The 12,754-nt window shown below is 43.8% G+C and carries 11 protein-coding genes and 1 pseudogene; 7 read left to right on the top strand and 5 right to left on the bottom strand.

Annotated elements, in window-relative coordinates; translation table 11 throughout:
* Positions 1-81 precede the first annotated feature (81 nt).
* Positions 82-306 carry a small acid-soluble spore protein Tlp gene (locus ACYQ3Q_RS15350; protein WP_459929411.1) on the top strand — a complete coding sequence of 75 codons (225 nt, stop codon included), beginning with the start codon at positions 82-84 and terminating at the stop codon, positions 304-306.
* 89 nt (positions 307-395) lie between these two features.
* On the opposite strand, the gene ACYQ3Q_RS15345 is transcribed toward ACYQ3Q_RS15350, so the two are convergent.
* Positions 396-2,189 carry an aldehyde ferredoxin oxidoreductase family protein gene (locus tag ACYQ3Q_RS15345; protein ID WP_459929410.1) on the bottom strand — a complete coding sequence of 598 codons (1,794 nt, stop codon included), beginning with the start codon at positions 2,187-2,189 and terminating at the stop codon, positions 396-398.
* 242 nt (positions 2,190-2,431) lie between these two features.
* Between ACYQ3Q_RS15345 and nuoE the strand changes: the two genes are divergently transcribed.
* The 4 genes and pseudogenes from nuoE to ACYQ3Q_RS15325 form a co-directional block, all read left to right on the top strand.
* Positions 2,432-2,896: an NADH-quinone oxidoreductase subunit NuoE gene (gene nuoE, locus ACYQ3Q_RS15340; protein ID WP_459929409.1), complete on the top strand. Its 465-nt coding sequence runs from the start codon at positions 2,432-2,434 to the stop codon at positions 2,894-2,896.
* Entirely contained in the window at positions 2,893-4,671 is a 1,779-nt protein-coding gene (nuoF, locus tag ACYQ3Q_RS15335) for an NADH-quinone oxidoreductase subunit NuoF (protein WP_459929408.1), read from the top strand. Before nuoE ends, nuoF begins: the two co-directional genes overlap by 4 nt.
* A gap of 29 nt (positions 4,672-4,700) precedes the next feature.
* Positions 4,701-7,385 (top strand): formate dehydrogenase subunit alpha, encoded by a 2,685-nt coding sequence (gene fdhF, locus ACYQ3Q_RS15330; protein ID WP_487247260.1) that lies wholly within the window; start codon positions 4,701-4,703, stop codon positions 7,383-7,385.
* Positions 7,386-7,450: 65 nt separating this feature from the next.
* A pseudogene (locus ACYQ3Q_RS15325) lies at positions 7,451-7,576 on the top strand (SDR family oxidoreductase); the annotation flags it as partial.
* Positions 7,577-7,951: 375 nt separating this feature from the next.
* Here the strand turns inward: ACYQ3Q_RS15325 and ACYQ3Q_RS15320 are convergent.
* The 4 genes from ACYQ3Q_RS15320 to ACYQ3Q_RS15305 all read right to left on the bottom strand — a co-directional run bounded on the left by ACYQ3Q_RS15320 (position 7,952) and on the right by ACYQ3Q_RS15305 (position 9,777).
* Positions 7,952-8,125 (bottom strand): GNAT family N-acetyltransferase, encoded by a 174-nt coding sequence (locus ACYQ3Q_RS15320; RefSeq protein WP_459929406.1) that lies wholly within the window; start codon positions 8,123-8,125, stop codon positions 7,952-7,954.
* Positions 8,126-8,133: 8 nt separating this feature from the next.
* Positions 8,134-8,277: a hypothetical protein gene (locus tag ACYQ3Q_RS15315; RefSeq protein ID WP_459929405.1), complete on the bottom strand. Its 144-nt coding sequence runs from the start codon at positions 8,275-8,277 to the stop codon at positions 8,134-8,136.
* Positions 8,278-8,369: 92 nt separating this feature from the next.
* Entirely contained in the window at positions 8,370-8,612 is a 243-nt protein-coding gene (locus tag ACYQ3Q_RS15310; protein WP_459929404.1) for a hypothetical protein, read from the bottom strand.
* 697 nt (positions 8,613-9,309) lie between these two features.
* Positions 9,310-9,777, bottom strand: a complete 468-nt coding sequence (locus tag ACYQ3Q_RS15305) for a PaaI family thioesterase (RefSeq protein WP_459929403.1) — start codon at positions 9,775-9,777, stop codon at positions 9,310-9,312.
* 709 nt (positions 9,778-10,486) lie between these two features.
* Here ACYQ3Q_RS15305 and ACYQ3Q_RS15300 point away from each other — a divergent pair.
* Positions 10,487-11,884, top strand: a complete 1,398-nt coding sequence (locus tag ACYQ3Q_RS15300; protein WP_459929402.1) for an acetate--CoA ligase family protein — start codon at positions 10,487-10,489, stop codon at positions 11,882-11,884.
* A complete protein-coding gene (locus ACYQ3Q_RS15295) occupies positions 11,881-12,546 on the top strand; it encodes an acetate--CoA ligase family protein (protein WP_459929401.1) in 666 nt (221 codons plus the stop codon). Before ACYQ3Q_RS15300 ends, ACYQ3Q_RS15295 begins: the two co-directional genes overlap by 4 nt.
* Positions 12,547-12,754 lie beyond the last annotated feature (208 nt).

Genomic DNA, 12,754 nt, shown 5'->3' with positions numbered 1-12,754 from the left:
AAGTGCCTCTGGATTAATATTTATTCGCATAGCATCATAAGATTTAGGTCATCATAAAAAGGCAGTTATGATCGGATTGGAGTGAATATATTGGCCAAAACGGATAATCGGGCGGACTATGAGGCTCACCTGCAAGAACATATCAAGCACACTGAAGCTAATTTACAGGAAGCAGAGGAATACCCGGATGATCATGCAGGTGAAATTACTGCTGGCAAGAAGCATATTATTGAAGCTAAAAATTCTCGCCGCAAAGAAAGCATTAACGGTTTCATCGCGAGAAAAAATGGCGAAGCTCAACATTAAACACCTCATTCAATCTATGTTCCAACCACACAGGCAGCCCTTCAATTTAGGAAGAGGCTGCCTTTACTTTATCCTTCCCCTATTATTTTTTACATTTCTAAGGCGCTTAAACACTCAGGAGTAGGTACTCCTTCTTGGTCCCAACCCCGGACGATGTAATATTCTGGTAGCAACTCATCGAGGCGATGAACATGCCCTTTGGAGGGACCAGCTGAAATTGGCTCCTTAAAGAAGCGCTTCGGTAAGGTATCATCTGCTTTTGTATACCCTACACGCATGTTATGGAGCCGTTCGTTATTCCAAATCCGTTCGCCACAGGCCAGGAGTTCTTCATCCGTGTAATCAAAGCCTGTTATGGCATTGACCAATTTTTTGTAGTCGGATAATCCTAGGGCGAAGGACGAGAAGAGACATAGGCCAACAGAGTCTATTACAGCGCTTAGATCTTGGAAACTCTTAACCGATTGGGCTTTCCCTTCTATACTGAAGCGATCAATTTCTTTAAGACCTCCAAGAATTTCTGGGGAAACAACATAACCTCGGACATGACAGCCACCTCGATTACTGGTTGCATATGATAAACCCTGGCCTTGAACTCCACGTGGATCATAGGCAGGGAGTTCTTGTTTTTTGACACTCATGGAGAGTTCCACAGCTCCATAACTTTCAGCTAAGCGATAGGAGCCTAAGGCCATTTTCGCCCCTAGACCTTCCCGATAGGCAATCTTTCGAATCCACTCCACCATTCCTTTGGCATGACCAAATTCTAAGGGAGTACCATCGAGTTCTTCAGGCTTTATGTAGCCACGCTGGAATAACTCCATACCTGCTGCAATCGTGGCACCGACAGAAATAGTGTCCAAGCCAAACTTATTACACAAATCATTGGCTTGGTGAATGGCCTCATAATCTTGAACACCACAGTTTGAACCAAAAACCCAGACAGTCTCATATTCTGGTCCGCCACCTTCTCCTTCATCCCAATTACAATAGCGTCCACAAGCAATCGGACAACGATAGCAGGAATCTTTTTTCACAAGGTACTTTTCAGTCATGGTTTCTCCACTGATTTGATCGGCATTTGCGTCATACGATTCTTGGAAGTTGTTGACGGGATAGACTCCATTCTCGTTAATAATATTGACCAAGATTGCAGTTCCATAGGTCGGTAGACCTTGGCCCGTTACACCGTTTTCACGGATATTTTTAAGCACTTCCGTCAGAACTACTTTCAATGTATCAGGGTCAGCATGCTCAACTTTTCCTGTTCCTCGGACGATTACGGCCTTAATATTTTTAGAGCCCATCACAGCCCCTACTCCGTTCCGCCCAGCAGCCCGGTAAAGATCATTCATAACAGAGGCCATAAGAGAAAGGTTTTCACCAGCAGGTCCAATCGTCAAAACCTTTGCCTGATTATCTCCGAACTCGGCTTTAATAATTGAGGTCGTCTCATAGACGTCTTTTCCCCAGATATGTGCTGCATCTTTGATTTCAACGTTGTCATTATATATGGAGAGATAAACAGGGGCATCAGCCTTTCCTTCTAGCACTACCATGTCATAACCGGCAAATTTTAGTTGGGGTCCCCAAAATCCGCCGGAGTTTGAAGCTGCTATGGTTCCGTTGAGCGGTGATTTAGTAACAACCATAAAGCGACCGGATGTAGGAGCATTTGTACCCGTCAGTGTTCCAGCAGCAATAAACACTTTATTTTCTGCTGAGAAGGCTTTAACATTAGCAGGAACTTCGGCTGTAAACATCTTCCCTGCGAGCCCACGTCCACTTAAATATTTTTTTACAAGCTCAATATTAAGCGCTTCCGTCTTGATAGTTTTCTCTGATAAATTAACTCGCAAAATTTTTCCGATATACCCACCCATTTCATTATCTCCTCATACTATTTTTGACCAATAAACTAGGTTACTTCATTTCACACTAGATTATTCACTTCCCAGAGAGCTAAAGATAGTTCCAGAAGGGTAGCTAGGCCCAGTATTGTCCAGGATAACTAAGGTATCGCCAAGGCTTGGCGCCACCAAGCTCCCTTTAAAATAGACGAATTTTATAGCCTAATCCGGGAGATATTAATTTAACGTGTAATCGCAATCAGGAGTTGAAGCAATTGGATGACATCTCGAATCTAATCGATAAGTACCGTAGCAGCGATGGAGGTTTAGTACCATTACTGCAAGAAGCCCAGGACCAGGTAGGTTATCTGTCCAGGGAAATTTTGGAGCAGATAGCCGAAGGTATGAAATTATCCCTAGCTAAGGTGGTTGGCGTAACAACCTTCTACTCCCAGTTCCATTTAAAGCCTCGGGGCAAAAATATTATCCGCATCTGCATGGGTACCGCCTGTCATGTTCGAGGCGGAGCCTCCATTATGGCCAAATTAGAAGAGGAATTAGGGATTAAAACAGGCGAGACCACAAAGGATATGGACTTTACTTTGGAGTCCGTGGCCTGCATTGGCGCTTGCGGCTTGGCCCCAGTAATGTCGGTCAATGAGGAGATCTATGGGAAGCTAACCCCAGAAAAAATTCCCGATATCTTAGCCAAATACCGTAGGCAGGAGGCGGTCTCGTGAAAGGAATTCTCGTTTGCGGCGGGACCGGGTGTATCTCCAGCGGTTCCAGACTTGTCCACGATGCCATTGAACAAGAACTATCCCAACAAGGCTTGGAGGCCGAATTTGAACTTAAATATACCGGCTGCCACGGTTTCTGTGAACAAGGGCCGCTTATCCTAGTTACGCCGGAGGAAGAATTTTATTGCAGGGTAAAGCCTGAGGATGTGCCAAATCTAATCGACAGTCTCCAACAGGCAAAAGTCTACAAAGAGTTGCTTTATGTAGATCCGGCAACGAAGGTCAAGATAGTGACCCGTCATGATGTTCCCTTTTATAAGAAACAACAACGCCTGCTCCTTAAGAACTGTGGCATTATAGACCCGGAAATTATTGATGACTACCTAAGTTCAGGGGGATATAAAGCCCTGCAAAAAGTACTACTTAACATGCAACCTGAGCAGGTGATTCAAGAAATTAAGACATCGGGCCTCAGGGGGAGAGGCGGAGGAGGATTTTCAACAGGTACAAAATGGGAATTTGCCCAAAAAACCTCCGGTGATAAAAAGTACATAATTTGTAATGCCGATGAAGGTGATCCCGGTGCGTTTATGGACAGAAGTCTTTCCGAAGGTGATCCCCACGCAGTGCTGGAAGGAATGTTGATTGCCGGGTATGCTATCGGAGCTCAGGAGGGTTATATCTATATCCGAGCAGAATACCCCTTGGCAGTCAAACGTTTATCCATAGCAATTGAACAGGCTGAGTCAAGGGGTTACCTTGGGAAAAAAATATTAGGCAGTAATTTTAACTTTTCCATCAAGATTAAACAAGGTGCGGGGGCTTTTGTTTGCGGCGAAGAAACCGCCCTGATGGAATCAATACAGGGCAACCGGGGTATGCCAAGGCCGAGGCCCCCCTATCCTGCAGTTAAGGGGCTCTGGGACCGCCCCAGTAACATTAACAATGTGGAAACCTTGGCTAATGTTCCGGTGATCATCGAAATGGGAAGTGAAAAATACAGCCAGATCGGCACGGAGAAGAGCAAAGGCACCAAAATATTTGCTTTAACAGGTAAGGTTAACAATACCGGGCTGGCCGAAGTGCCTATGGGCATTACTCTCAGGGAAATTGTTTTTGATATCGGGGGCGGAATCAATGATGGTAAGAAGTTCAAGGCCGTACAAATCGGTGGACCATCAGGAGGATGTCTAACCGAGGAACATTTAGATCTCCCCATAGATTATGATTCTCTTTTAGAGGCGGGGGCAATGATGGGGTCCGGCGGTTTAGTCGTTATGGATGAATCCACCTGCATGGTCGAACTTGCTCGCTTCTTCCTCTCCTTTTCGAGGCATGAATCCTGCGGTAAGTGTACTCCTTGCCGGGAAGGAAATACCAGACTGTTGGAAATCCTTCAACGGATTGTAGAAGGCAAAGGAAAAATGGTAGATCTCGATCTGCTCCAAAGCTTAGGTGAAAACATTATTCTTTCCTCGCTTTGTGGCCTGGGCCAAACGGCCCCTAATCCAATCTTAAGTACCTTAAAATACTTTCGGCATGAGTATGAGCTGCATGTGGAGAAAAGCATCTGCCCAGCCGGGGTTTGCAAGGGAATGCTAAGTTATAAGGTCATTGAGGAAAAATGTAAAGCCTGCGGGATTTGTAAGAAACATTGCCCGGTCGAAGCCATCACCGGCGAAAAGAAACAGGCGCACAAAATCGACGTCTCAAAGTGCGCTCAATGCGGCGTTTGTATGGATAAATGTCCCTTTGACGCCATTATCAGGAGTTAGGAGCGTGATTTTCTGTGGTCTCAATTACGATGAACGGCAACCACTACAACGTTCCCGCCGACTATTCCATTTTAAAGGCGGCCGAGGAAAATGGAATAAATATTCCTACTCTTTGTTATGAGGAAGGATTAACGATCACCGGTGCTTGCAGAATGTGTATTGTCGAGGTTAAAGGGGCCAGGAAATTGCTTGCTTCCTGTGCCACTCCTGTGACCGAGGGCATGGAAGTGCAAACTGAGTCAGAACGGGTGGTTTCTGCCCGCAGGGATATTTTAAGGCTGCTCATAGCCAACCATGACCTTAGATGTCTGACCTGTGAGCGCAATGGGGACTGCAGGCTGCAGGACTACTGTTATCGCTATCAGGTAGAAGATACCCCCTATAAGGGGGATAAAAAGCATTATCCCATTGATACCGACAATCATTTTTTCATCAGAGACTATAGTAAATGTATTAAATGTGGCAAGTGTGTTTCCATCTGTGCGGAAGTTAACGGCGCTTATGTCTATGATTTTATGGAAAGGGGCTTTGATACTAAAGTCACCTCAGCCTTTGATGATAATCTCCAGGAGACAACCTGTACCGTCTGCGGGATGTGTGTTAATGTCTGCCCGGTGGGTGCTTTGGTGGAAAAATCTGTACTCTGGGAAGGCCGACCCTGGGAAGTAAAAAAAGTAACCACCACCTGCTCCTATTGCGGGGTAGGCTGTCAATTGAAGCTTAAGGTCAAAGACGATCGAATCATCGGTGTTGCAGCCGATAAATCCGGTTCTAATTTAGGACACCTTTGTGCCAAGGGACAGTTTGGCTGGGAATATGTTCATTCCAATGATCGTTTGACAGACCCCATGATTAAGCGGAATGGGGTTTTCGAGAAGGTCTCTTGGGATGAAGCGCTAAATTATGTCTCAAATCGGCTCAAAGCTATCTTGAGCGAACATAGCGGCCAAGCCTTTGCGGGCTTAAGTTCGGGTAAGTGTACGAATGAAGAAAATTATCTCTTTCAGAAATTTATGCGCACCATTCTGCAGACCAACAATGTCGATCACTGCGCCCGTCTCTGACACAGCTCCACCGTTGCCGGTCTGGCAACAGCATTTGGTAGTGGAGCAATGACGAACTCCATCAACGAATTGCTTTATACCGATGTAATTTTGTTAATTGGTGCCAATACCACAGAGGCCCATCCAGTTACAGGCTACCGCATTAAGCAGGCCGTCCGTAATGGACGGAAATTGATTGTGGCCGATCCGCGAAAAATTGAGCTCGTTAACTATGCAGATATCTGGCTGCGGCAGAGGCCCGGCACGGATATCGCTCTGATCAACGGACTTGCCCATGTCATATTTAGAGATAATTTATGGGATGAGCAGTTTGTCGAAGCCCGCTGTGAAGGGTTTGGCGGCTGGTGTGAACTAGTCGATGGGTATAATCCCAAGCGCGTAGAACAAATTACCGGGGTCAAGGCAGAACTAATTGAAGAGGCCGCCCATCTCTTCGGTAAAGCTGAGCGGGCTGCCATTGTTTATGCGATGGGCATCACCCAGCATACCTCTGGAACCCAAAATGTGCTTTCACTGGCTAATCTAGCGATTCTAACCGGCAATGTAGGCAAGGAAGGAACCGGACTCTACCCCCTAAGGGGCCAGAATAATGTCCAGGGTGCTTGTGATATGGGCTGTCTGCCTAATTATTACCCTGGCTATCAACTCGTCGATGCGCAGGAAAGCAGGCAGAAATTCTCTAAGTTTTGGGGCACGGATTTGCCGGATAAACCCGGGTTAACGTTATTAGAAATGATGGATGCCGCTTATTCTGGTGAGCTTAAAGCCATGTATATTATGGGCGAAAATCCCGTACTGGCAGACCCTGACTCTAACCACGTGGTTGAAGCCTTAAAGAACTTAGATTTTTTGGTTGTGCAAGATATTTTTCTGACTGAAACAGCGGAACTGGCAGAGGTAGTCCTCCCTGCCTCCAGCTTTGCAGAAAAGGTTGGTACCTTTACCAATACGGAACGCAGGGTTCAGCGGGTGAGACAAGCAATTTCCCTGAGGGGAAATTCTAAGGTTGACTGGGAGACTATTGTGGCTTTGGCTAATAAAATGGGCTACAACTGGACCTATTCCAGAGGTCCAGAAGAGGTCATGGAAGAAATAGCACGCTGTACTCCATCCTATGCCGGGATTAATTTTGAGCGGCTCGAAACTAGGGGAATCCAATGGCCCTGCCCGAGTCTAGATCACCCGGGAACCCCCTTCCTGCATAAAGACAGCTTTTCCAGAGGCAAAGGTAAATTCCACGGGGTTCACCACTTACCTGCGGCGGAAGAACCTGATCAGGATTATCCCCTCTTATTAACTACAGGTAGGAATCTTTATCAGTTTCACACCGGCAGCATGAGCCGGCGTTCAAAGTTAGAAAAGATGCGCCCAGAAGAATTGATGATGATTCACCCGGATACTGCTCGGGAATATAAGTTAAAAGATGGTGACTATGTTCAGGTAGAATCCAGAAGAGGTGAAGTTAAAACAAAAATCCAAGTAACGGACCACATCTCGCCCGGGATAGTATTCCTAACCTTCCACTATAAAGAAACTCCTACCAATCGTCTGACCAATAGTGCCAGAGACCCAGTCTGTAACATCCCCGAACTAAAAGTCTGTGCTGTCAAGATTAAGAAAGTTACTAACTCGACCGCCTCAATTATTTAATATGGCATTTTACTGCAACAGGGGAAACCAAAAGCAGGGTTTCCCCTGTTGCAGTTTATACGTGTTCAGATACCCCCATGAAGAGAGCAAGTCAACCAGTGGAGTTAGCACCAACCTATGTATATTTAGCCTCTGATGACTCAACCTATGTAACCGGCCAAATTCTTCATGTTAATGGTGGCGCTTTATAGGATCCAATATTAGGCCCCCCCTATTCAGTTCCCCTTGTACCCTTAAACGTTTAGGTATGAATCAATGACTTTCCATGAGATACTTCCATTATTAATATCGTACCTTAATAGCATATGATATTGAAGAACAACGAATAAAGAGATGGCTAATATTATCACTAGTAAGCCGATCCAGATGATTCGCTCCTTATTTTTCACATCCCCATCCCCTTCTAAGATGCATTAAAAAACTCATCCTCACATTGCTCATCTATCTAAGCAGAAGCCTGCTAGACCGTCCAAAACAACCTACTAAGTACGGGCTCAGCATTCGGAGCCATGACTTATGCTCAGCCAACTGGTTCTAAACTGTAATAAAAAATAATGTGAATGAGCTCACAAAAATATCTCATAAGAAACCGCATAATCTCGAAAGCCATTTTTCTCATATAATCTTCTAGCTTTGTTATTCCAAGAATAAGCATGTAATTTGTATTCACTTAATTTGACTGCAAAATCAATAAAAGTTTCTTTATCACTATTTACTGCTCTTCTAATGTTTACTTCCATAATTCACCTCACCCAACATCTCTTTCATTCGACTGGTTAGCCATGGACTGGATGTAAAACGCAAATGTCTCATCAACCAATCTAGCTAAATCCTCTATATAAAGCTGACTGAATCCAGCATCTCCCGATGGGGTTTGTCCCGATATATCCATCGAATACGGGTTAAAGGCGAGGGGTGAGAAGGTAGCTTAGGATAGCCTGACGAAGGTGATTAATGTAGAAAGTCAGCTAAAATATCAAAAAGTCACTTCACCCCCAATACTCCACCAACCATACATAGACCAAGATTCATTATTACTCCAAGTAATTGACCTTCCCATTTTTCAGCTTGTCTACGGGAAGATACCCATACTCCAGAAGCTGTCGTCCGATAAGCTCGTTGTGAAATTCCTATTCGTGATGAAATAGCATCAATAAGGGTTAAAGTTATTAAGCCAACAGTTCCAGAAATCATACCCAGATAGATCCGATCGTTAATTTTCCTCATTAATATGATCACATCCTTTTAACATATGATTTCCACTTGAAATAAAATAACACTGGAAATATTCGGATTAAAATTAAAAGGAATCCCGGCTTATACTTATAAGTATCTCTAGAATTTCGTTAAACCAATGTCTCACCCCGACCTTCAAGTCGTTTACCATCTCTTGCTCCAACCCTTTCTTTCGCACTTCACGAGTACTATCAAAGCGTTTACTCTTTAGTGATAGTCTAAACAATTTGGAATACTAAAGAGTCTTTGCTTAGAACTGGGAACTTCTGCTTTTGTCATATCAAGGATGAGGAGTGAGCCAATTAAAAATTGAAGGGATGTACTACTCATAAGATAAAAACTCTGAGATGACCAAACGCGAATGATGCTACTTACGAAATTTGAAAACCCAAGGTCTTTTACTCTTTCTAGGAATTTCACTTTATGACTGTTATTCAATTTCATAAATCGTCTTCCTTCACTATATTATGGCTCAATAACCGATGGCCCTACTAGATTCTCTTAACTCATAGTATGTGAATTTCCTTCCTACGTGTTTTTGAGTTTGCCGAACCTCATTAAAAATATTTGCAGCCTACAAAATAAGCCTAACCAAGGTGAACACTCACCCCAGTCGGCTTACTTTTTTGCTTTATACAAGCAGTGTAACTTTCAATTTTACTATTGGCAAACGATCTCTGGTAAACCTCTAATTTTGCTCAGCAAAAGTATCTTTAACGAAAAAGGTTCCTGTACCCTTGGCGATGATCTTACCTTTTTCATCCTCCAAACATGCTTCAGTAAAAAAAGCAGTTTTTCCTGCCCTAATGACCTGCCCAACAGCAATAATCTTATCGCCTACTTTTCCCGCCGCTAGGTAGGAGACATTGATGTTGCCGGATACAACTATGCTGCCCTTTGTAAAACAAGCCATTCCCATACATACATCGACCAGAGTCGCAGTTGCACCACCGTGTAATGTTCCTGCCATGTTTGAATTATGTTCTTCTACGACCATTTCGGCAATCAATTTGCCTGGTCCCATGGCAACGATTTTTATACCTGTTAGATGTGCATAACTGTTATCCTGGTATAACTCCAAGATTTTATTAAAAATGTTCGGATCTATACCCTGGTTTTCTGTTTTTGAATCGATTTCCTTTTGCGAAATACTCATTTTTTCCCCTCGCTTAATTTACTCCCAAGAAATAATAGTACGCTTGGAAACATAATAACCCATCAACTTTTTGAGGGATACTAAGTATCTTTCTCTTCCGTGAGAGGACTACTAAAGCACCCAGATTGTTCCACTCTAGCATTTCTACATTTTTCCCTCATATCCTTCTTGATATAGCAAAACTATTCTATTCCATAGCCAGCGAGAGGACAAAGCCGCATTCATTGGCGTCCATGCCCAGATGGTCATTTATATTATGGAGATAGAAAAAGGTCCCTCCGGCATTAAACGGAAGGACTAAGAACTTAACTACATGAAAAAGACTAAAAGCCTTTTATAACATATAATACATTTTTTCGCTATTTTTTGAGGGGGTTAGAGCTTTGGTAATATTTCGGGAAACATTCACTATAGAGCCTCAGATATACCCATCTATATCGTGCAAAGAAGCACTCCATTGGGCGATCAATCCTCCCCCCTCCTTAGCGTAAACGTACAAGCAAGCTAATTAGCCCATTGACAGCCCGTTCTGTCATACTAAAGATATCTCCGACAATAGTACGCAAAAGGCTGAATATTCTGCCTAGTATTGACAGTTGGTAAATCCTAGCGTACGATAAAAAATAAACAGCAGAAGGGGGGATCCTGGTTCTCTGCAGCAGAATTTACAAAACATTATAATAAGAATACTGCAAGAGGAATCCAGGTTATGCAAGTGAGAAATTTAGACGTTGTATTTAATCCAGCTAGCTTAGCTGTAGTCGGAGCAAGCCCTGATTCAGGTAGGATTGGTTATAATATATTGCAAAGTATCCTCGAGGGGGGCTTTCAGGGCGAAGTATATCCAATCAATAGTAAATACGAGCAGATCATGGGATTAACTTGTTATTCTGGATTAGCAGAGTTACCCGCTGTGCCGGAGTTGGTAGTGCTAGCGGTCAATCAATATGTGACTGTTGAACTTGTAGAATTATGTGCCCGCATAGGTGTTAAAGGGGTTATATGCTCGGCCGGAGGTTTTAAAGAGATGGGATCGGAGGGACATGCTTTAGAAAAACGTTTAATAACTGTGGCCAAGAATGCAGGAATTGCCTTGGTCGGGCCCAACACCTTAGGTTTGATTAATACAGCCTCGCCCCTTTATGCTACCTTTTATCCTATGACCTTAAACAAGGGATCTGTATCTGTGATTAGTCAAAGTGGAGGAATTGGACTATCCTTATTGGCTGAAATGCAGGATGAAGGGGTTGGGGTTGCTAAGTGGTGTGGGGTTGGCAACCGAGGAATTCTAGAATATGCTGACTACTTGGATTATTTGGCAGAAGATCCGGAAACCAAAGTTATTGGTATTTTTATAGAGGGAACGGATAAAGGAAGAGAATTTATTGAAGCGGCTAACGCTGTTGCCCGCAGTAAACCTGTGGTTATCTTCAAAGCTGGTCGAGGAGAGGCGGCTGGGCAGGCGGCACGAACTCATACAGGTACTTTGGCAGGATCCTATCGACTTTACCAAGATATTTTTGCTCAACACAGTTTATTAACAGTAGATAGCATCGAGGAAATGGTCCATATGCTGAAGGCCCTTTCTGTAGTTCCCAATGGAGTAGGAGGAGGCTTGATAGAGACGATAAATGGAGTTGGACTAATTACCCATACTGCGGGGCCGGCTATCGTTGTGGCCGATATCCTAGAAGCGGTCGGGTGTAAGCTGCCGGAAATGACTGCGGCTACGTTGCGAAGAATTGAAGAGACTATCGGTCCTAATCCACCTGTAATTCTGCGTAATCCCCTTGATTTAGCAGGCTCCGGGTTCGACGCACTTATTTATGGCCAGTGTATGGCGGCCTTAGCTGCTGACTCGGGTGTAGATGCCTTGCTGGCTATTTACTGTCACCATCGTAATTGGGCTTTCCCAACGTTAGAATTGATTAAAGTTCAAGCTAAATGCCAGAAACCAGTAATTGCATGCTATATTGGAGAAAGCCAAGCAGTTGTAAAGGAACGTCCCCTTCTACAGGAAGCGGGAATCCCTCTCTACCACTCAATTGCGGCAGCTGCAAAAGGCTTAGTTGCTCTTAAATTCTATGGCTGGAGGGTAAAGCGATGACCGAAAATTCGTCGTTATTGAGTTGGTCTGAAGCTCAGAAATTGTTGGGGTCATATGGTATTAACCTGAGCGGTGAGGCAGTTGTAGAAGATAGTGTGTGCAAAGTAGCTGGTCAATATGCTTTTCCTCTTGTACTTAAGGGATATGCTACTTTTAATTCTCATAAAAAAGAACAAGGGCTTGTTCGCTTGGGCATAAATAATGAGGAAGAACTTACTAGGGTTTACACAGAGTTAGATGTCCAGCTGAAAGGTTGGTCGGGTCAAAACGAAATAGTTTTACAGCCTACAGCCTCTTCTGGAATCGAATTAGTAGTGGGGGCCCGCCGTGACCCAACCTTTGGGGCTGTCTTGATGTTTGGTTTGGGAGGCACCTTGGTCGAAGTATTGAATGAAGTTGTGTTTGCTTTAGCACCTTTAGACCATCAGGCAGCATTGGCTATGATAGAACGCTGGCCACTTCGCCAACTTTTTGATGGATACAGGGGTTGGCCCACCGTTAATCGCCAAGAATTAGCAATTCTTCTTATTAAATTGGGTCATTTGATAAGCGAGCATCTGGAAATTCAAGAGATCGATCTTAACCCGGTTATTGTAGGACATAAGGGTTTGGTATTAGTTGATGGACGAGTGACAAAGCTTCTGCTTGAAGAATTTGATTAACTAATATTTAATGCGTTGATTGAGAAGATGAAATAAAAAACACCGAAAATAAAAACAAAGGCCACGGATACTTCTATTCTTTCTATGAAATTACCGATATTAATCCTGCCTACAGCTGCATAGGAAGGGAAATAAAACTTATTAAGCATATTCCCTAACACTGTAATGTTTCTAAGTGTGATAACAATTATAATGCTTTCTGAACACT

The sequence above is a fragment of the Desulfosporosinus burensis genome (genome assembly GCF_054657535.1).
This window is presented reverse-complemented; position numbering and strand designations above follow the sequence as displayed.

Excerpts from the sequence above, each read along its gene's own strand:
- ACYQ3Q_RS15345 (WP_459929410.1), bottom strand. The coding sequence starts at position 2,189 with ATGGGTGGGTATATCGGAAAAATTTTGCGAGTTAATTTATCAGAGAAA.
- ACYQ3Q_RS15320 (WP_459929406.1), bottom strand. The coding sequence starts at position 8,125 with ATGGAAGTAAACATTAGAAGAGCAGTAAATAGTGATAAAGAAACTTTT.
- ACYQ3Q_RS15315 (WP_459929405.1), bottom strand. The coding sequence starts at position 8,277 with ATGGATATATCGGGACAAACCCCATCGGGAGATGCTGGATTCAGTCAG.
- ACYQ3Q_RS15310 (WP_459929404.1), bottom strand. The coding sequence starts at position 8,612 with ATGAGGAAAATTAACGATCGGATCTATCTGGGTATGATTTCTGGAACT.
- ACYQ3Q_RS15305 (WP_459929403.1), bottom strand. The coding sequence starts at position 9,777 with ATGAGTATTTCGCAAAAGGAAATCGATTCAAAAACAGAAAACCAGGGT.
- ACYQ3Q_RS15300 (WP_459929402.1), top strand. The coding sequence starts at position 10,487 with ATGCAAGTGAGAAATTTAGACGTTGTATTTAATCCAGCTAGCTTAGCT.
- ACYQ3Q_RS15295 (WP_459929401.1), top strand. The coding sequence starts at position 11,881 with ATGACCGAAAATTCGTCGTTATTGAGTTGGTCTGAAGCTCAGAAATTG.